Consider the following 22,398-nt stretch of genomic DNA (forward strand, 5'->3'; position numbering starts at 1 on the left):
TACGTATCTTCATTAATTACATCATTGCCTTTAGCATAAAAGTCGCAATCCTAGCTTTCTTGGAAATGGGTTTACTACCAAAGCAATAGATTACCTGAAAGAAAAGTATCGTGCTGGTCGCAATCCTAGCTTTCTTGGAAATGGGTTTACTACCTGAAAAGGAAGCAGCAGCCGTTGCTAAATTTAAAAGTGTCGCAATCCTAGCTTTCTTGGAAATGGGTTTACTACAAAAATCGGCAGGCGGGCGGGCCTTGCAAGGCAAACCGGTCGCAATCCTAGCTTTCTTGGAAATGGGTTTACTACAATATACAAAATTTACAGGAGGAAATAATGGTAATATTAGTCGCAATCCTAGCTTTCTTGGAAATGGGTTTACTACAATATACAAAATTTACAGGAGGAAATAATGGTAATATTAGTCGCAATCCTAGCTTTCTTGGAAATGGGTTTACTACGGTTTTAACCCTACACGATAGATACATTGTATTTATTGTCGCAATCCTAGCTTTCTTGGAAATGGGTTTACTACAGAGTTGAAAGGGACGAAACAGGTGCGCCTAAAATTAGTCGCAATCCTAGCTTTCTTGGAAATGGGTTTACTACAGGTATTATTGCGAAACTTCAAATGGTAAAACGTTTAGTCGCAATCCTAGCTTTCTTGGAAATGGGTTTACTACTATATAAACCACTTTCATGACAGAGAATGTTTTCTAGTCGCAATCCTAGCTTTCTTGGAAATGGGTTTACTACGGATACCGCAACATTGTTTGCATTTTTAGACCATAAGTCGCAATCCTAGCTTTCTTGGAAATGGGTTTACTACCCACGATAGTAAACTAACTAAATAAGCAAAAGTGTGGTCGCAATCCTAGCTTTCTTGGAAATGGGTTTACTACAGGTATTATTGCGAAACTTCAAATGGTAAAACGTTTAGTCGCAATCCTAGCTTTCTTGGAAATGGGTTTACTACTATATAAACCACTTTCATGACAGAGAATGTTTTCTAGTCGCAATCCTAGCTTTCTTGGAAATGGGTTTACTACGGATACCGCAACATTGTTTGCATTTTTAGACCATAAGTCGCAATCCTAGCTTTCTTGGAAATGGGTTTACTACCATTCTTTCCTCGTAAATCACATTGCCGCTTGATGGCAGTCGCAATCCTAGCTTTCTTGGAAATGGGTTTACTACTTAAGTAAATGTGTGTTATCGGACAATAAAGGTAGATGGTCGCAATCCTAGCTTTCTTGGAAATGGGTTTACTACTAATGAATATTTTTTGTGGTGTTTTTTGCCTTTATTCGTCGCAATCCTAGCTTTCTTGGAAATGGGTTTACTACCCTTATTTTCAACGGAGCGGAACTTGTAGAGATTGAGATGTCGCAATCCTAGCTTTCTTGGAAATGGGTTTACTACAAATAAATTTAAATTAATGGGTAAATTGCCTCTACCTAGTCGCAATCCTAGCTTTCTTGGAAATGGGTTTACTACAAATAAATTTAAATTAATGGGTAAATTGCCTCTACCTAGTCGCAATCCTAGCTTTCTTGGAAATGGGTTTACTACCGGTTACACCCCGACCAGCGTCAAAAATTTTCCAACAGTCGCAATCCTAGCTTTCTTGGAAATGGGTTTACTACGAAAGCTTAAAGGAAGTATTGAGGGTGCATCGCCCAAGTCGCAATCCTAGCTTTCTTGGAAATGGGTTTACTACATAGATTAAATGAAGTATTGAGGGTGCATCGCCCAAGTCGCAATCCTAGCTTTCTTGGAAATGGGTTTACTACATAGATTAAATGAAGACAACGAACAAGTAGATACTGATAGTCGCAATCCTAGCTTTCTTGGAAATGGGTTTACTACCAAATAGAAATGGACAAAGAAGAATTTAATTTAGAAGGTCGCAATCCTAGCTTTCTTGGAAATGGGTTTACTACAGATAAAACGTATACACGTATAGAACTGGAACAAATGGAGTCGCAATCCTAGCTTTCTTGGAAATGGGTTTACTACTTATATACCGCTCTTGATAGATACCATAGCGGTTGCCGGTCGCAATCCTAGCTTTCTTGGAAATGGGTTTACTACCGCGCAGTCCGCAAACGCGTACCCCCATGGTAGCCAAGTCGCAATCCTAGCTTTCTTGGAAATGGGTTTACTACTGCTTTGCTCGGCAATTTGCCAAATTTCTCCATCGCAGTCGCAATCCTAGCTTTCTTGGAAATGGGTTTACTACGGTTTTTGGGTGCTTTTGACAGACACCCTGTTAGCCCAGTCGCAATCCTAGCTTTCTTGGAAATGGGTTTACTACAAATTTAATCCAGAGGACGTTGAAGAAGACGGAACATTGGTCGCAATCCTAGCTTTCTTGGAAATGGGTTTACTACGAGCCCTTATTTCATTATGCGTTCTTGGCTTTCACAGTCGCAATCCTAGCTTTCTTGGAAATGGGTTTACTACACATTTTATTTTAAATGTATTAGTGAAATCTTCGCAGTCGCAATCCTAGCTTTCTTGGAAATGGGTTTACTACAGATACTAAACGTAGATTTGTTTTAACGTCTACGCCGTCGCAATCCTAGCTTTCTTGGAAATGGGTTTACTACAAAACTTTGGTATATCCAAGAAAGCCCAGCCGTCCCTGTCGCAATCCTAGCTTTCTTGGAAATGGGTTTACTACAAATAAAATGTTTTATTTAGCAATATACAGTAGTCATGTCGCAATCCTAGCTTTCTTGGAAATGGGTTTACTACCGCCACAAAAACAAAAGTATGTTAAAGTTAAAAAATTGTCGCAATCCTAGCTTTCTTGGAAATGGGTTTACTACGAAGTCGTAGAACAAGTGGAAGATTGCAACAGGTTCTAGTCGCAATCCTAGCTTTCTTGGAAATGGGTTTACTACGATGAATGTCTGCGTACATAGTTTAATAGAAAAGAAATGTCGCAATCCTAGCTTTCTTGGAAATGGGTTTACTACCTATTCGGACTTGCTCAATTGACTTGTCTAACTCGTCGCAATCCTAGCTTTCTTGGAAATGGGTTTACTACTCGTAATCTGCAAGTTTAAGAGCAATGTCAGACTGGTCGCAATCCTAGCTTTCTTGGAAATGGGTTTACTACTAAGGATGCAAATGGTATGTCATTCTCATCATCAAAAATGGTCGCAATCCTAGCTTTCTTGGAAATGGGTTTACTACCAGTATATCGCTAGCGGACAATTCAAAGTGATAGAAGGTCGCAATCCTAGCTTTCTTGGAAATGGGTTTACTACAAATTCTTTGTATAGAAAAATAATAAATGTACTAGGTTGTCGCAATCCTAGCTTTCTTGGAAATGGGTTTACTACTTTTTATCAATTGACAATCTTTCTTTTGCCATTAATAGTCGCAATCCTAGCTTTCTTGGAAATGGGTTTACTACCTTTAGTTCTCAAGAATCAAGAGTATTAGCCGATTTAGTCGCAATCCTAGCTTTCTTGGAAATGGGTTTACTACAGACCCAGTATCGGACGCCAAAGACTTGTCTAAAAGTCGCAATCCTAGCTTTCTTGGAAATGGGTTTACTACTACGATGATTTCGTAAACAAACTAATTTCTTTTAATGAGTCGCAATCCTAGCTTTCTTGGAAATGGGTTTACTACAAAATGCGGTAAACGGCGAAGGTGTCGTCCTCAAGGAGTCGCAATCCTAGCTTTCTTGGAAATGGGTTTACTACTAGCTATACAGCGGGTTATTAGGCATGTAATTAAATGTCGCAATCCTAGCTTTCTTGGAAATGGGTTTACTACACCATTGCAGTAATTCCAGACTTAGGAATTATTGAGCGTCGCAATCCTAGCTTTCTTGGAAATGGGTTTACTACTTCTTGAAATACAGGAGTTAGCCAAAGCTATCGTAACTGTCGCAATCCTAGCTTTCTTGGAAATGGGTTTACTACGGAAATACATATGGAATGTATTTATTTCGTAGATGTCGTCGCAATCCTAGCTTTCTTGGAAATGGGTTTACTACCCCACAGTTCCAGAAACTCCAGTTGAAAACCAACAACTGTCGCAATCCTAGCTTTCTTGGAAATGGGTTTACTACGCCAATCGTTTCAGTACAGCCCCTCCGACTCAAAGTGGTCGCAATCCTAGCTTTCTTGGAAATGGGTTTACTACCACCATTATCCAATACTTCAAGTATTCAAGCAGTGGTGGTCGCAATCCTAGCTTTCTTGGAAATGGGTTTACTACGATTTGTAGAGAAGTCTTTCAGTGTGAACCCAAAGGTCGCAATCCTAGCTTTCTTGGAAATGGGTTTACTACCAGATTATGAACCTTAGATATTACCTGGAAAATGTCGTCGCAATCCTAGCTTTCTTGGAAATGGGTTTACTACAGAAATCCTGTTCGATGCTGTTCTTGTAGCGACTATTGTCGCAATCCTAGCTTTCTTGGAAATGGGTTTACTACTATTAAGTAACGAATGTTACTTCTGCACAATTCCTAAGTCGCAATCCTAGCTTTCTTGGAAATGGGTTTACTACATCTATTCCTACTAATCCGTATTTATGATTTTCCAAAGTCGCAATCCTAGCTTTCTTGGAAATGGGTTTACTACAATTATACTCCTCTAGAGTATAGTAATTTACTATTGAATGTCGCAATCCTAGCTTTCTTGGAAATGGGTTTACTACGTTTAGCAAGATTGTATCCCCGCAGGTTAGAGTACCGTCGCAATCCTAGCTTTCTTGGAAATGGGTTTACTACTGAAAGTGTAGATATGTCCATAGGCTTTTTTGATGGTCGTCGCAATCCTAGCTTTCTTGGAAATGGGTTTACTACTCTTTCTGAATACAACTATATCCGCTTCTGCATCAGTTGTCGCAATCCTAGCTTTCTTGGAAATGGGTTTACTACTATTAATAAAATTTAAATTTATTTATTATGCTTCTAAAGTCGCAATCCTAGCTTTCTTGGAAATGGGTTTACTACACTATATTATATTATTAATACTAAAATAATAAAATAAAGTCGCAATCCTAGCTTTCTTGGAAATGGGTTTACTACTGAAAGTGTAGATATGTCCATAGGCTTTTTTGATGGTCGTCGCAATCCTAGCTTTCTTGGAAATGGGTTTACTACTCTTTCTGAATACAACTATATCCGCTTCTGCATCAGTTGTCGCAATCCTAGCTTTCTTGGAAATGGGTTTACTACTATTAATAAAATTTAAATTTATTTATTATGCTTCTAAAGTCGCAATCCTAGCTTTCTTGGAAATGGGTTTACTACACTATATTATATTATTAATACTAAAATAATAAAATAAAGTCGCAATCCTAGCTTTCTTGGAAATGGGTTTACTACGAAATTATCGTTTTTGTCAACAAAGGTCACCAAAAGCAGTCGCAATCCTAGCTTTCTTGGAAATGGGTTTACTACACATATTCACTAAGCCTTTGCTCAATAATTCCTAAGTCGTCGCAATCCTAGCTTTCTTGGAAATGGGTTTACTACAAATCCTTTATCTTTCTTACGAGTATCAAACCCCCACGTCGCAATCCTAGCTTTCTTGGAAATGGGTTTACTACATAAATGGCAAGTGCAATCAGGAATATGTTAATGTTAGTCGCAATCCTAGCTTTCTTGGAAATGGGTTTACTACATAGACAAAGAAACAAACATTATTGTAAACCTCAGAGTCGCAATCCTAGCTTTCTTGGAAATGGGTTTACTACTCATGTAATGATTTAGTTGATTTTGCAAATTCACAATTGTCGCAATCCTAGCTTTCTTGGAAATGGGTTTACTACCAAAAAGGCTCCCAGAAGAGCTCGAAAGAAGAAAAGAGGTCGCAATCCTAGCTTTCTTGGAAATGGGTTTACTACAAAAAATAAGGAATGCCTAAATTTTGACATTCCTCGTCGCAATCCTAGCTTTCTTGGAAATGGGTTTACTACTTGGAACTCCTTCCGGTGCGGCATCGTCAAATGCTGGTCGCAATCCTAGCTTTCTTGGAAATGGGTTTACTACTTGGAACTCCTTCCGGTGCGGCATCGTCAAATGCTGGTCGCAATCCTAGCTTTCTTGGAAATGGGTTTACTACTTGGAACTCCTTCCGGTGCGGCATCGTCAAATGCTGGTCGCAATCCTAGCTTTCTTGGAAATGGGTTTACTACCAATAGAATCAAGGCTTGGGACATTCTACATTGTAAGGTCGCAATCCTAGCTTTCTTGGAAATGGGTTTACTACGGTATTGATTAATTGTGACAAAAAAACAGTAGTATAGAGTCGCAATCCTAGCTTTCTTGGAAATGGGTTTACTACAGTATAATCATTGCCAATGCCAACAACTTTTAAGTTGTGTCGCAATCCTAGCTTTCTTGGAAATGGGTTTACTACCTAGTTAAATTTACATCTGTAGAAGCCGGACAGTATGTGGTCGCAATCCTAGCTTTCTTGGAAATGGGTTTACTACTAATTCGGGGATAGCGGTGATGAACTGCGCTATCTTAGTCGCAATCCTAGCTTTCTTGGAAATGGGTTTACTACCAAATTCTACTGTAGCTATGCCCAGCCTTTCACACAGTCGCAATCCTAGCTTTCTTGGAAATGGGTTTACTACTAAGAAAGCTATGTATTATCTCTAATACATTACCTATTGTCGCAATCCTAGCTTTCTTGGAAATGGGTTTACTACTTACTACCTTGTCCTTGCAGCGACTTGGTAAACTCAGTCGCAATCCTAGCTTTCTTGGAAATGGGTTTACTACGAATAGACCCTTTTGTAATTAGAATATTGCCTTTATCATCGTCGCAATCCTAGCTTTCTTGGAAATGGGTTTACTACTAATAAAACATATAAAGGAATAACTTTTTATAACATGTCGCAATCCTAGCTTTCTTGGAAATGGGTTTACTACGTATATGCCAATTTGCCTCCAACATAACCTTCAATACTGTCGCAATCCTAGCTTTCTTGGAAATGGGTTTACTACACGAAGAGGAATTAGTTTCTCTATTAGAGAAGTTAGTCGCAATCCTAGCTTTCTTGGAAATGGGTTTACTACATATATCAGAAAGGTTTTTGAAGAAAAAGTAATAGAAGTCGCAATCCTAGCTTTCTTGGAAATGGGTTTACTACGCGATGAAGAACGGTTCTTTTTTTCATGGGTTGAAGAAGTCGCAATCCTAGCTTTCTTGGAAATGGGTTTACTACTCATTTCTCTCTTTAATTAATGCTTCAAGTGTTTTAGAGTCGCAATCCTAGCTTTCTTGGAAATGGGTTTACTACCCATATCCTTTAATTCCTGTAATCTTAGAATCAGAGTCGCAATCCTAGCTTTCTTGGAAATGGGTTTACTACAGAACAGGGGCGACGGGTGGACGTCCCACTTTTTGGGAGTCGCAATCCTAGCTTTCTTGGAAATGGGTTTACTACAATAACCAACAACAACTTAAACGTTGTTGGCATTGGCAGTCGCAATCCTAGCTTTCTTGGAAATGGGTTTACTACCAACACTGGTTCCATACGACAAAAACATTTAAAAAAATGTCGCAATCCTAGCTTTCTTGGAAATGGGTTTACTACTCATTTATTATGTTTACGTTAAAGTCCATACAAATATGTCGCAATCCTAGCTTTCTTGGAAATGGGTTTACTACTTATTAGTGATATTATTGGTATTAAGTCAACTAAGTAGTCGCAATCCTAGCTTTCTTGGAAATGGGTTTACTACGTATTGCCAACTTGGAGCAATATTAGTTTAGAAAATTGTCGCAATCCTAGCTTTCTTGGAAATGGGTTTACTACAGGATGGGGGCAGGGCTTTGCTCTTCGGTGTGTTTTCCAGTCGCAATCCTAGCTTTCTTGGAAATGGGTTTACTACATTTTTGCGACAATTTTGGTTTCTTCTGAAATATCAGAGTCGCAATCCTAGCTTTCTTGGAAATGGGTTTACTACCATCAACAACAGTAATACTACCATTGTGAACAGTTACAGTCGCAATCCTAGCTTTCTTGGAAATGGGTTTACTACTGAAAACCGTGATGGTGTAGATGTTAATTCAAAACACAGTCGCAATCCTAGCTTTCTTGGAAATGGGTTTACTACACTTTTATGATAATGTCGTTTGTGCCTCGCTGAATTGTCGCAATCCTAGCTTTCTTGGAAATGGGTTTACTACACAAATACTTATTTTCTACATTCAGACAGTTTTATTGTCGCAATCCTAGCTTTCTTGGAAATGGGTTTACTACAAATACAAAGATTATCATTAGACAGTTTATATTTAGCAGTCGCAATCCTAGCTTTCTTGGAAATGGGTTTACTACTTAGTATTAAAGACAAAAGTACAGAAAATATAGATTTGTCGCAATCCTAGCTTTCTTGGAAATGGGTTTACTACCAAGTAAAACGCTAACAGGAACGGTAATCGCCTCCCAGTCGCAATCCTAGCTTTCTTGGAAATGGGTTTACTACCAATCCTAACTATATTGGAATAAGTACACCCGATTGGGTCGCAATCCTAGCTTTCTTGGAAATGGGTTTACTACGAGAGGGGTTTTTTATCGCCTTTAAAGCCAATTGTTGTCGCAATCCTAGCTTTCTTGGAAATGGGTTTACTACGATTATATTTTTTTATCGTAAAAATATAAAACGCCAGTCGCAATCCTAGCTTTCTTGGAAATGGGTTTACTACAGTGCTGATAACTAATCACCATTGTTTGAATGTAAACGTCGCAATCCTAGCTTTCTTGGAAATGGGTTTACTACAGATTTAGCTTATAATTATTCAGGTCCTCCAAAAGTAGTCGCAATCCTAGCTTTCTTGGAAATGGGTTTACTACGGAGATGAGGCAGAAGAAAGATAGAACGCAGGAGTACAGTCGCAATCCTAGCTTTCTTGGAAATGGGTTTACTACCACTCTGAGGATCATCATGATTTCCTTTGTTCATTGCGTCGCAATCCTAGCTTTCTTGGAAATGGGTTTACTACAGGTGTAACCGTGCCGGCAATGCAATTAGAGAGAGGTTGTCGCAATCCTAGCTTTCTTGGAAATGGGTTTACTACTAATATTGACCTCGATTGGTCGGACTTGTACCTCAACGGTCGCAATCCTAGCTTTCTTGGAAATGGGTTTACTACGATGACAGTCCTTTGACCTTAAAAAAAATACAGGTTGTCGCAATCCTAGCTTTCTTGGAAATGGGTTTACTACTCAAAAGTTACCCTGCCAAATATTTCACTCGCCTCCGGTCGCAATCCTAGCTTTCTTGGAAATGGGTTTACTACTTTAATTTAAGAAAATGAAAATAGAAACAAAAGAAGTGTCGCAATCCTAGCTTTCTTGGAAATGGGTTTACTACCGTGCAAAAATAAAAATACCAAACTTTATAAAGTTGTGTCGCAATCCTAGCTTTCTTGGAAATGGGTTTACTACGGGCAGGATAAGCCCCGCATCTGCGAAACTTTTTCTGGTCGCAATCCTAGCTTTCTTGGAAATGGGTTTACTACTCACAGGTTCGAATCCTGTTGGGTGTACAAATTTTATTGTCGCAATCCTAGCTTTCTTGGAAATGGGTTTACTACAAAAATTTTTTTGTTTTAAATATCTTAGCTACACTTTGTCGCAATCCTAGCTTTCTTGGAAATGGGTTTACTACGTAGAGGGGGTAACGAATGTTGCTGACGACTCCTGTGGTCGCAATCCTAGCTTTCTTGGAAATGGGTTTACTACAGGGAACTTCCCTACAGCGTTATTTAAAACAGAGCAGTCGCAATCCTAGCTTTCTTGGAAATGGGTTTACTACGAATAAGATGTGGAGGTTGAAGTCATGTTGTAAATAATAGTCGCAATCCTAGCTTTCTTGGAAATGGGTTTACTACCCCTACGTTAGGGAATGCAGTTATAGCATAATATGTGGTCGCAATCCTAGCTTTCTTGGAAATGGGTTTACTACAATGCCCAGAGATTCTTTTTGAACACCCTCCTCTGTAGTCGCAATCCTAGCTTTCTTGGAAATGGGTTTACTACCGCAGTATTGTCGGCGAGGAGCAGCTACCCAGATAACGTCGCAATCCTAGCTTTCTTGGAAATGGGTTTACTACACATTCAAAGGGAATTTCCCTACAGCGTTATTTAAAACGTCGCAATCCTAGCTTTCTTGGAAATGGGTTTACTACTTACAGTGATGTAAGGTTAGCCTATATAGTCTATTGGTCGCAATCCTAGCTTTCTTGGAAATGGGTTTACTACTATATAGATGCTAATTGATCACCCCTCCAGCTACGGAGTCGCAATCCTAGCTTTCTTGGAAATGGGTTTACTACTTTAAGTATTGAAAGTTTTCTCCGCATACTGTTTAATTTAGTCGCAATCCTAGCTTTCTTGGAAATGGGTTTACTACAATAACTAGTGAAGATGATGTGCAATTGTTGTGATAAAGTCGCAATCCTAGCTTTCTTGGAAATGGGTTTACTACACATCCTCTTACTATCCGTAACGAAAAAGGGCATATGTCGCAATCCTAGCTTTCTTGGAAATGGGTTTACTACTGAGAGCACCGGGAAAACGGAAGAGCAATTCGCCAACGGTCGCAATCCTAGCTTTCTTGGAAATGGGTTTACTACTTATATCTACAAACTTTACACCTCCTTCATCATATAGTCGCAATCCTAGCTTTCTTGGAAATGGGTTTACTACTCCAACGGAGTGCAACCAATCCAACGGAGTGCAACCGGTCGCAATCCTAGCTTTCTTGGAAATGGGTTTACTACTCACATAAAAAAACACCCAAACCAAAAAGCCATGCAAGTCGCAATCCTAGCTTTCTTGGAAATGGGTTTACTACTATTTAATAATATCGTGCCGCATACACCAGATACATTGTCGCAATCCTAGCTTTCTTGGAAATGGGTTTACTACTTTTAACTTTTAACAAACAAATTTTAACTTTTAACAAAGTCGCAATCCTAGCTTTCTTGGAAATGGGTTTACTACGCTAAAGCTGCAATAATTGAAAAATTTGTAAAAGAATGTCGCAATCCTAGCTTTCTTGGAAATGGGTTTACTACTGATACATTACCATGGAAAAGATTAGAAGTCCCCGTGTCGCAATCCTAGCTTTCTTGGAAATGGGTTTACTACGACCGGGATTTCCACGCTGTCCCCTGAAATTTTCAGTCGCAATCCTAGCTTTCTTGGAAATGGGTTTACTACTTTGGGGATTCCAAAGGGGGAAAAACAAGAAAAAGAACGTCGCAATCCTAGCTTTCTTGGAAATGGGTTTACTACAATAAAGAATAATGGAGGAAAACGTTATACTAAACCAGTCGCAATCCTAGCTTTCTTGGAAATGGGTTTACTACGGTGATTTAGTGCAGTCTGCAACTCTTTAAGGAATTGTCGCAATCCTAGCTTTCTTGGAAATGGGTTTACTACGGGGAAAACATGCTAAAACAATTATAGGAGAAGTAGTCGCAATCCTAGCTTTCTTGGAAATGGGTTTACTACGTCATATTACACACACACCGGAAATCGTAATGAGACTGTCGCAATCCTAGCTTTCTTGGAAATGGGTTTACTACCTGGAATCATAGCGAAAGCTATGTGTGCATCTATGTTGTCGCAATCCTAGCTTTCTTGGAAATGGGTTTACTACTAATCTTAGCATATATTTCGGATGCAGTGATAACTTTGTCGCAATCCTAGCTTTCTTGGAAATGGGTTTACTACGGTGATAGACTTTGGCATTCCTCCCGATATGAGAAAGTCGCAATCCTAGCTTTCTTGGAAATGGGTTTACTACGTACGGAGGTTTTGCGGTATGCCCGATTCTGTGTATTTGTCGCAATCCTAGCTTTCTTGGAAATGGGTTTACTACAAAAACGACCCGCCTCCCATCTCTTTGGGGCTTGTCACAGTCGCAATCCTAGCTTTCTTGGAAATGGGTTTACTACTAAAGCATTTGACGGGAACCGCCCCGTCGAAATTGTTGTCGCAATCCTAGCTTTCTTGGAAATGGGTTTACTACGAAAGTTCCGAAATTGTGTATTATAGCAAGGCAATGCTGTCGCAATCCTAGCTTTCTTGGAAATGGGTTTACTACCAATCTCAACGTATATGCCACATTCCCCCGCAATTGGTCGCAATCCTAGCTTTCTTGGAAATGGGTTTACTACCCCAATTATCCCCGTACCGTGATTGTGGGGGTATTACTTGTCGCAATCCTAGCTTTCTTGGAAATGGGTTTACTACGAAATTTCAGGATTTTCTACACTTCAAATGTGGCAAGAGTCGCAATCCTAGCTTTCTTGGAAATGGGTTTACTACACAAAGTAACTCGAGTTTACTTAAGTAAGAGTCGCAATCGTCGCAATCCTAGCTTTCTTGGAAATGGGTTTACTACTCATTCTAATCTAAACAGACCTTTCACTCAAAAAGAAGTCGCAATCCTAGCTTTCTTGGAAATGGGTTTACTACTTAATTGTTTTCAGATGAAACTAATAATAAAGAAAAGTCGCAATCCTAGCTTTCTTGGAAATGGGTTTACTACCCGTGCAAAATTATATGTGTTTTTAAATTTAATTAGCTTATTTTTAACGCCTTTTCTTATGCCCGCTAAATCAAAGAACTCTTATTCTGCAAATATACCGGTTTTTAGTTAACTTGTATTTGTTTTATGCTCCTTATGTGGTTAGAAATTTTTTGCCGGTTTATGATTTATCTTATTCTGGTGTGAATATGGCTTATTTATGATTTGTTCAACAAACTCAGGAAGAAAGTATATTCTAATGCAATTTCCCGGTAGCTGTCGTTTCTTCCCGAAGCTCCCTGATGTCCGCTATCGGGATCTACAGAGAGCAACTGCAGGTTTTTGTCTTTTTTTAATGATCTTAATTTGGCAATGTACTTAACAGCTTCCCAATAGGGGACATTGGTATCGTTCATGGATGATGTAATCAACATATTCGGATAATCCCGGGCTTGGAGGTTGTCATAGGGGGAATAGGACAATATGTATTGATAAAATTTTAGTATATTAGGATTGCCCCATTCGTCATATTCTCCAATTGTAAGAGGGAGGTCTTTGTCGAGCATGGTAGTCAAAACATCGAGAAACGGAACCTGAAGATAGGCGGCCAAACAGATATCGGGCTCCTGATTTATAACTGCGGCCATCAACATCCCACCTGCGCTTCCTCCTTCTAAAAACGTCAGATTTGATTGTGTGTATTTGTTTTTGGTTAAAAACCGGGCAACTGCAATCAGGTCTGAAAATGAATTTTTTTTGTTTAACAGTTTCCCCTGCTCATACCAGTTTCTGCCCATTTCCTCCCCTCCTCTTACATGAGCAATTGCATAAACAAATCCTCTGTCTAATATGGGCAGTATTGCCCGTGAAAAAATGGGTTCGCTGATTTCTCCATAGGCACCATAGGCATTTAGTAACAACGGGTTATTTCCATTTTTTTGAAACAAATCTGATTGATACACCAAAGAAACCGGCACTTTTTTTCGGTCGGATGTGGACACAAAAACGTATTCGGATTTGTAGTTTTCCGGTAAAAATTGGGGTAAAATTTGGTCTTGTTTCAATAAAGTTTGCGTTTTTGTTTTCATATTAAAATCAAAAACACAACTTGGGGTGTTCAGAGAAGAATACACATATCTTAGGATTTCGGTATCGTAGCAATAGTTATCTCCTATCGTTGCGATATAAGTTGGGTCCGGAAAATTCAGGTAATAATCTTCCCGGTTGTCAAGGGGGATGATATGAATTTGTGGAAGTCCGTTTTTTCGTTCTTCCAACACCAGATAGTTTTGAAAAAGATGGAAGTCTTCCAGCAAAGTATCTTTTTTATGAGGGATGATTTCTTCCCAAAATTGAATTTCCGGGTTTTGAACCGGTGTTTTTACCAATCTGAAGTTAGGGGCATTGTGATTGGTCAGGATGTAAAAAAAGCCCTGATAATGATCGGTATGATATTCCAACTTTCTTTTTCTTTTTTGAAGAAGCAGGGGTTGCGCATCTTTGGTATTCGCATCAAAAAACCAGGTTTCTGAAGCGTTGTTGCTGTCAGTGTCTATCAGCATAAATACTTTTGACTGTGTTCTGGAGATTGAACAAGCGAATCTTTTGTTTTTTTCGTGAAAAATTAGTTTGTCTTGTTTTTGCGGTTGTCCTAAAACATGTTGATAAATCTTGTAGGGTCGTTGTGCTTTGTCGTAAACCGAATAATATAGCATGTTGTCGAGGTTCGACCAGCTAAAAGCACAGATATTGCTCAAAGAATAAGCTAATTTTTTCCCTGTTTTGAGGTTTTTGAAATACAAGGTATAAATCTGATTTCCAAGCGTATCAACAGAATAAGCCAATATATTTTCGGCTGCGTTGACTTCAAACATGCCTAAAGAAAAGAATTTTGAACCTTTGGCAAGTTTGTTGACATCCAATAAGATTTCTTCAGGATTGTCTAAGGTGAGGTGTTTGCGGCAATACACCGGATATTCATGTTGCTCTTCTATACGCGAATAATAAAAATAGTCGTCAAATTTAAAAGGCACTGATTCATCCGTTTGCGGAATTCTCGACTTAATTTCTTCAAACAGATTGTTGTATAAATTTTTGTGCTTGTTCAGCCATTTTTGTGTCATTAAGTTTTCGGAAGCGATATAATCTTCCAGTTCTTCAGAGTCGGGGTTGCGCATCCAATAATAATTGTCTATCCGGGTATGGTTGTGTGCAGTCAGGCTTTCAGGAATTTCGGGTGGCTTTTTCAATTTTTTTTTCCGGTTTTTACTTTTTTAAAATAACAACGCAAATCAGATGTTTATTCATCCGTTTAACCTAAATAACGAGAGGTTGTAATTAGAATCCTTATTTTATTGGCTTTTTTGGAAGTAATAGGGGCAAATCGGAAGGCGTAAGAGATTAAAACCTTATTGCCTTACTGATGCTTCGCAAAAGTATGCTTTTTACTCAACCTTACTCACCTCTACGAAACAAACCGAAGTTTTTTAGATTAAGACAAGTCTTATTTCGTAGGGGGGAGTTAAACTTTATGACCTTAGTAATGACATGAAAACAAGTAGTGCTGCCCACCTTATTAGCTTTTTGAAAAGATTGAAATAATCCAATGAATAAAGTAATAAGGTCTGCATGACTTATTCTTGCCCTGTTACTAATACAATGGACAATGGGCAATAGACAATGGGCAATAGACAATGGGCAATGGGCAATGGGCAATGGGCAATGGGCAATGGGCAATGGGCAATGGGCAATGGGCAATGGGCAATGGGCAATGGGCAATGGGCAATGGGCAATGGGCAATGGGCAATGGGCAATGGGCAATGGGCAATGGGCAATGGGCAATGGGCAATGGGCAATGGGCAATGGGCAATGGGCAATGGGCAATGGGCAATGGGCAATGGGCAATGGGCAATGGGCAATGGACAATGGGCAATGGGCAATGGGCAATGGGCAATGGGCAATGGGCAATGGGCAATGGGCAATGGGCAATGGGCAATGGGCAATGGGCAATGGGCAATGGGCAATGAGCAATGGGCAATGGGCAATGGGCAATGAGCAATGGGCAATGGGCAATGGGCAATGGGCAATGGGCAATGGGCAATGGGCAATGGGCAATGGGCAATGGGCAATAGACAATGGGCAATGGGCAATGGGCAAAGACAATTGACAACTAACAATTAACCATTGACAATTAACATACGGCTATTCACATTCAACCCTTTCAGGGTTTTTAGTTTTTCACTTTTCACTTTTAGTTTTTCACTTTTCACTTTTAGTTTTTCACTTTTCACTTTTAATTATATCCCGAAGCATTGTGCTAAAAAATTACATTCTTTCGGGAGCTTTTATTCCGAGCAGGTTTAGGGATTGTTTCAAAATTCGCGCCGTTGATGCCGATAAGGCTACACGGAAGATGTTTGTTTCGTGGCTTTCGTTGTTCAGGATAGACAGTTCTGCATAGAGTTTGTTATAGGTTTTGGCTAAGGTAAAGGCATAACCTGCAATGATGGAAGGATCTAAGGCTTCGGCCGCTGAATTGATGGTTGCGGGGAATTTTGACAGTTCCTGAATCAGGTTTTTTTCCTGATACAACAGTTCGGATACCGGATATTTTTGTTGAAGATGTCCGGCATTGAATTTTCGCAAAATTGAACAAATACGGGCATGGGTATATTGAACAAAAGGGCCGGTATGTCCCTGGAAATCTATGGATTCTTTGGGGTTGAACAACAACCGTTTTTGAGCATTGACCCGCAGCATAAAATATTTCAAAGCACCCAATCCTAAAATTTCGTAGAGTTCTTTGGCTTCGGATTCGCTCATACCTTCCGTTTTACCGAGTTCTACGGTATGCTCTTCGGCGGTTTGAATCATTTCGTCAATCAGGTCATCTGCATCCACTACTTTTCCTTCTCTGGATTTCATTTTACCTTCGGGCAAATCAACCATCCCATAATATAGATGATGGATTTTATCGGAATAGGACATTCCGAGTTTTTTCAGGGTCAGTTTTAGAACTTTAAAATGGTAGATCTGCTCATCGCCAACCACATAAATCATCTGATCCGGATGGTAATCGTGAAAACGCTGATCTGCCACCCCCATATCCTGCGTAATATAAACTGAGGTTCCGTCATTTCTAATCAGGACTTTTTGGTCTAAATTTTCATTTTGCAAATCTACCCAAACCGAACCATCCGGTTGGTTGAAAAAAACTCCGCGATTTAACCCTTCCAAGACTAAGTTTTTACCCAATTGATAACATTCCGACTCGTAATAGGCTTTTTCATAGCCAACTCCAAGCCTTTGATAGGTTTCTTTAAACCCTTCATAGACCCAACCATTCATGGTTTTCCATAATTCTATAACTTCGGGTTTTCCTTTTTCCCAATCCCGGTTAAATTGTTCGGTCAACTTATAAATTGCTGTTTGCTTTTCTGCTTCCCGTTTATCCATCCCTTTTTCTATAAACGGGGCAGCCTGTTCGACCGCAATTTTATTGTACAAAACATAATATTCTCCGACCAGATGATCGCCTTTTTTACCCGAGCTTTCAGGTGTTTCGTTAGTTCCGGCAGTAACCCATGCTGCCATGGATTTGCTGATATTAATACCTTTGTCGTTATAGATATTTACCAGATGAACTTCGTGTCCGTTTGCCGAAAGTATGGCGGCAACAGAATGTCCAATCAACATATTTCGGATATGTCCTAAATGAAGTGGTTTGTTGGTGTTTGGGCCAATGTATTCCAAAACGATTTTTTTTCCGGTAGCAGGTGCCTGACCAAATTGTTCATCGTTCAACAACTGATTAAAAGCACTTATCCAATACTGAGGGTCTAACGCTATGTTTAAAAAGCCTTTGATGACATTAAATCCAATAATTCCGGGAACATTATTTTGAAGGTATGTTCCTATTTCCTGCCCGGTTTGTTCCGGGGATTTGCGGGAAACACTTAAAAAGGGATATGTTACAAAGGTATAATCGCCATTATATTCTTTAGGGGTTTCGTTGATGGTGATTTTGTCTGCCGTTGTTTTTGCGCCATACAACTCGTTTAATGCCGAAGCACAATTTTGATGTAGTTTAATATCCATTTCAAACACTAAGTTATTTAAGTGGCAAAGATAACTTTTTTAAGTGGCTTTCGGTTGCTTAGGAATAAGCGGGTTTGTTCACCAGGTGTTTATGTTATTTTGGAAATTCCTGTTTTTTACTTCCAAAAACAAACTAAGTTCCGTTCCAAATTAGTTGAAAAAACGATATTTGAGGTGTCAAACCGGAGATACAAGGAAGCATTGCATAGGTGAATTGATACAAAACAGAGGTGCAACAAGTCATTGCAGGGGTGATTTGAGGCAATGCAGGGGTGCAACAAGTCATTGCAGGGGTGATTTGAAGTAAAGCAAAGGTGCAACGGGTCAATGCAGGGGTGATTTGCTACAAAGCAGGTGTGCATTAAGTCATTGCAGAGGTGAATTATAGTAAAGCGGAGATGCAACAAGCCAATGTAGGGGTGATTTGCAGCAAAGCAGGGATGCAGTAAGTCATTGCAGGGGTGAAATGACGTTATGCAGGGGATAAATGGTTAATTCTGAAAACTTTATCAGTTTGAAAGATGTTCACAAATTTTTACTTCTGCTCTCAAACATCTAACAATCAGTTATCGGGTTTAATACTAATTTATGGGTATGTTCAAATTTGTGTGTCTATTTGTTAATTAATTTATTAGCTTAAAGGTTTATTTGTTTTCTCTCCCCAAGTTGCCCTAGGGCAACTTGGGGAGAGAAATATTTTTATTTCCTATATTTTGTGTACCTTTCTCCATATAGTTCAATGAGTTCTTTCTCTATCTGTGACCAGTTTCCAACCCGACTTGACCACGATTTCTTTCTCCGCATCAAACTCATGTATAATTGCTTTATTAGTGCCCTGTCTGTACACCATGCTCCTTTTGTCTTTGTTACTTTGCGCATCTGACGATGTACGTTCTCCACTGCATTTGTCGTATATATCATCTTTCGCAATCCCGCACCATAGCCTAAAAACGCGGTCAATTCTAACCAGTTTTCCCGCCATTTCTTGCCGATAAAGCTATACTTCTTATCCCATTTGTTGCAGAAAAACTCTAAGGCTAACAATGCTTCCTGTTCCGTTGCCGCTCTATATACTGCCCGCAGGTCTTGTACAACCTGTTGACGGTCTTTATCGCTCACCCCTATCAGACTTGTCCGTATCATGTGTACAATACAGCGCTGCACCACAGCATTGGGGAATACCCGCTGCAAGCCCTCCACAAGACCCGTCAAACCATCAACAGAAATAAAGAAAACATCCTCCACCCCTCGACGCTTCAGATCCTCTGCATACAACACCCACTGCCTCGCACTTTCTGTCGCTCCAACATTATACGACAATATATCCCGGTTACCTTCTACATCCACTCCGTATATCGTGTAAACCGCTTTCGTCATTACCTGACCTTCTTCCCGAACCTTGTAGTGTACCGCATCTAAGTACAGTAACACATATACGCTTTCCAACGGACGCGTCTGCCACTTTTGTACCTCTTCCCATACCCGGTTCGTCACTGCACTTATTGCGCCACTACTCATCCGAACTCCGTACATCCGTGATAAATGCAAACTAATGTCTTCTACACTATTGCCCATCGAATACAACTCCATTATCTGAGCCTCAAAACCATCCCCAACCTCTCTTTCATATTTCCCAACTGTTACCGGGCTATAATCTCCACGCCTGTCCCGACTCGTCTCTATCTCTACCTCTCCCAGCTGTGTCCTTACTCGCTTCGTCCGACCTCGACCATTCCGCTTATTCTCTATCCCAGCCATCTTCTGCTCTGACAAATGATAGTCCATCTCTCCCTCCAACGATGCCTCTATCAGGTGTTTGATCAACCGCTTTAATATACCTTCACTTCCTAACAAAGGCTTTCCTGATTGTAATCCAAGTATCGCCTCTTTTTCAAATGACTTAATATCAAAGCTCTCTTTGCATTCTTCTAACTTTTCCATCTCTTTCTATTTTAATTTTGTTCTAGACACACAAATTTAAACACTCTCCTATTTATCGTAAATTTTGTTTAATTTTGCATCTTCATTAAAACCACATCACGTTCATTCATGAAAAAGTATTTTTTTATATTTTCGTTGTTGCTTACAGGCTTTTTAGGAATACAAGCTCAACCCACCGGGTTACACCCATGCGGAACAGAAAATCATCCGCCTAAGATGTTGGATTGGTTGCGCAATAACCGTCAAAACCCCACACATTACCGCGATCAGATGACCGACCCGGTTTATATTCCGGTTAAATTTCACCTTGTCGGAACTACACAGGGAACGGGTTATTATCAGGCGGTTGATGTGTTCAGATTAGTTTGTGATTTGAACGAACAATATACCGGAGTTGGGATGCAATTTTATATTTATGGAGATTTCCATTACATCAACAATTCAAATTACTATATCCATAATTTTTCGGCCGGCAACAACATGATGAACAACAACAATGTGGATGATGTGGTCAATGTGTATATCGTAGAAGATCCGGCCGGAAACTGCGGTTATTTTAGCTGGAATGGAAATGCCGTTGCTATTGCAAAATCGTGTGCAGGTCCGGATGAAACCACTTTAGCCCATGAATTGGGACATTTCTTTTTTCTGCCCCATACTTTTAGCGGTTGGGAAGGAAGTTGGGAAGATGGAGTATTGGTGGATCCAATTCCTAATTCTGAGCGGGAGCGGGTAAATGGTTCCAACTGTTCGACCACCGCAGACTATTTTTGCGACACACCTGCCGATTACCTTTCTTACCGTTGGCAATGTCCGTTTACCGCTACCCTGTTAGACCCCAACGGCGTTCCCATTTCTCCCGATCAGACTTTGTTTATGTCTTATGCGTATGATGCCTGTACCAAAAGATTTTCAAACGAACAGATTGAGGCCATGATAGCCGGACTGAACGAGGTCAGAGATTATTTGCTTGACCATCCTCAACCACAAATCGCCGAAATCGGCACCTCCCATATTTTTTACCCGGGCAACGGTTCACAAAATATCAATCCCGATCATGTGTTGCTTCAATGGAGTGCAGCACCCGGAGCAACCAACTATTATATAGAGGTGTCTCAGTTTACCGATTTAATAAACGGAACAAATTTCAGCGGTTTTGTAACAGAAACCGAACTTATGTTAGAATTAGACCCGGGAGTCAATTATTTCTGGACGGTTCAACCTTTAAATCCGGGAAACACCTGTGGTGGACGGGCTACCGGAACTTTTCTTACTTCGGCATCACCAACCTCTATCTATTTAGAAGAACTTTCTTTGGCAATGCCGTCCTGCTTCGATTCGTTTAGCGGTACGGTTACTTTGCAGGCAAACGGAGGAACTGCTCCTTACAACTACCAGTGGAGTAATGATTTAAGCGGTGAAACTCAGGTGAATTTGCCTGGTGGTTTGTACCCCGTAACTGTTACCGATGCTACCGGAAACAGCAATGTGTTATACGTCAATGTGCCACAACCCAACTCAATTTCTGCAAATGTGATTCAGACAGATAATTTGTCGGCATCAATAACAGTTTCCGGTGGAACCATACCTTATAATATTGTATGGTCGAGTGGTGAAACGGGCCCAAATGCTTATGGGCTGAATGTAGGTGAAAACACGGTAACTATTACAGACGGCAATGGATGTACTCTGACCAAAACGATCAATTCAATAGTTATTGAAGCAACCGTAAACAATATTTCCTGTTTTGGTCAGATTGACGGTAATATAGATTTGCAACTCATCGGAGGCACGCCTCCTTACACGTATAGTTGGTCAAATGGAGGGAATACTTCTGTTTTAAACAGTTTACCAAAAGGCGATTATGGGGTAACCATCACGGATGCTACGGGAGCTGTTTTGCATCTGAACTATTATATTCACGAACCCAATCTTTTGCAAACTGCCTCTTCTGTCAACGGAACTTCGGTTACTGTTTTTGCTTCCGGAGGTGTTCCACCCTATACTTATATCTTTCCTTCCGGTGCTTTTGATGTGCCTACTGCCGATGTTACCGGTTTCCCGGCAGGAAACTACGAGGTTTGGGTCTATGATTCAAGCGGTTGTCTTTCAATTTCTAACTTCACTTTACTTTCTGTAGGAATCAATCAGGTTTCCCCCATTTCAGAGATTGCCGTTTATCCCTCATTGGTTCATAAAGGACAAACGCTCAACATCGAACTAAAGGGAAATGCAAGTTCAGATTTCAATACGAATGGGAGGATTATCAACGCCGAAGGTAAAGTGTATGATCAATTTGTTGTTAATAAGAACGAAAGCAGCCTGATTCAAATTGATACCCGCGATTTTTCAGAAGGCATGTATTTTATTCAACTGCAAAACAACGAACAGATTGCAATTGCTAAGTTTTTAGTAATCAGTGGGAAGTGAAAAACTAAAAGTGAAAAGTGAAAAGTGGGAAGTGAAAAGTGAAAAGTGAAAAGTGAAAAGTGAAAAGTGAAAAGTGAAAGACTAAAAAACCTTAAAGGGTTGAATGTGAATAGCCGTATGTTAATTGTCAATGGTTAATTGTTAGTTGTCCATTGTCTATTGTCTATTGTTAATTGTCTATTGTCTATTGTCTATTGTCTATTGTCTATTGTCTATTGTCTATTGTCTATTGTCCATTGTCTATTGTCCATTGTCTATTGTCTATTGTCCATTGTCTATTGTTAATTGTCTATTGTCTATTGTTAATTGTCTATTGTCTATTGTTAATTGTCTATTGTTAATTGTCTATTGTCTTTAGTCTTTTGTCTTTAGTCTTTAGTCTTTTGTCTATTGTCTATTGTCCAT

The 22,398-nt window shown here is 39.7% G+C and carries 6 protein-coding genes and 1 CRISPR repeat array (1 of these 7 cut by a window edge); of the genes, 2 read left to right on the plus strand and 4 right to left on the minus strand.

Features of this window, described 5'->3' with window-relative positions:
* Window positions 1–12,546: direct repeats of the CRISPR family, unit length 37 nt; unit sequence GTCGCAATCCTAGCTTTCTTGGAAATGGGTTTACTAC; it begins 108 nt to the left of the window's first position.
* A gap of 197 nt (window positions 12,547–12,743) precedes the next feature.
* Window positions 12,744–14,774, minus strand: coding sequence for a S9 family peptidase (locus IPM47_13985; protein ID QQS27976.1), 2,031 nt, complete (start codon window positions 14,772–14,774; stop codon window positions 12,744–12,746).
* A gap of 710 nt (window positions 14,775–15,484) precedes the next feature.
* On the opposite strand from IPM47_13985, the gene IPM47_13990 reads away from it, so the two are divergent.
* Window positions 15,485–15,691: a hypothetical protein gene (locus IPM47_13990; protein ID QQS31479.1), complete on the plus strand. Its 207-nt coding sequence runs from the start codon at window positions 15,485–15,487 to the stop codon at window positions 15,689–15,691.
* A 158-nt stretch (window positions 15,692–15,849) separates the two neighbouring features.
* On the opposite strand, the gene IPM47_13995 is transcribed toward IPM47_13990, so the two are convergent.
* The 3 genes from IPM47_13995 to IPM47_14005 all read right to left on the minus strand — a co-directional run bounded on the left by IPM47_13995 (window position 15,850) and on the right by IPM47_14005 (window position 19,563).
* Window positions 15,850–17,622 carry an arginine--tRNA ligase gene (locus IPM47_13995; protein QQS27977.1) on the minus strand — a complete coding sequence of 591 codons (1,773 nt, stop codon included), beginning with the start codon at window positions 17,620–17,622 and terminating at the stop codon, window positions 15,850–15,852.
* A gap of 133 nt (window positions 17,623–17,755) precedes the next feature.
* Window positions 17,756–17,908 (minus strand): hypothetical protein, encoded by a 153-nt coding sequence (locus tag IPM47_14000; GenBank protein ID QQS27978.1) that lies wholly within the window; start codon window positions 17,906–17,908, stop codon window positions 17,756–17,758.
* Window positions 17,909–18,321: 413 nt separating this feature from the next.
* Entirely contained in the window at window positions 18,322–19,563 is a 1,242-nt protein-coding gene (locus tag IPM47_14005; protein ID QQS27979.1) for an IS256 family transposase, read from the minus strand.
* Between the two features lie 108 nt (window positions 19,564–19,671).
* Between IPM47_14005 and IPM47_14010 the strand changes: the two genes are divergently transcribed.
* The gene (locus tag IPM47_14010; GenBank protein QQS27980.1) at window positions 19,672–21,993 is read left to right on the plus strand and encodes a T9SS type A sorting domain-containing protein; all 2,322 of its coding nucleotides are present in this window, start codon (window positions 19,672–19,674) and stop codon (window positions 21,991–21,993) included.
* The last annotated feature ends 405 nt before the right edge of the window (window positions 21,994–22,398 follow it).

It is taken from the genome of Sphingobacteriales bacterium (genome assembly GCA_016700115.1).
In the GTDB taxonomy this organism is placed as follows: Bacteria; Bacteroidota; Bacteroidia; order Chitinophagales; family UBA2359; genus UBA2359.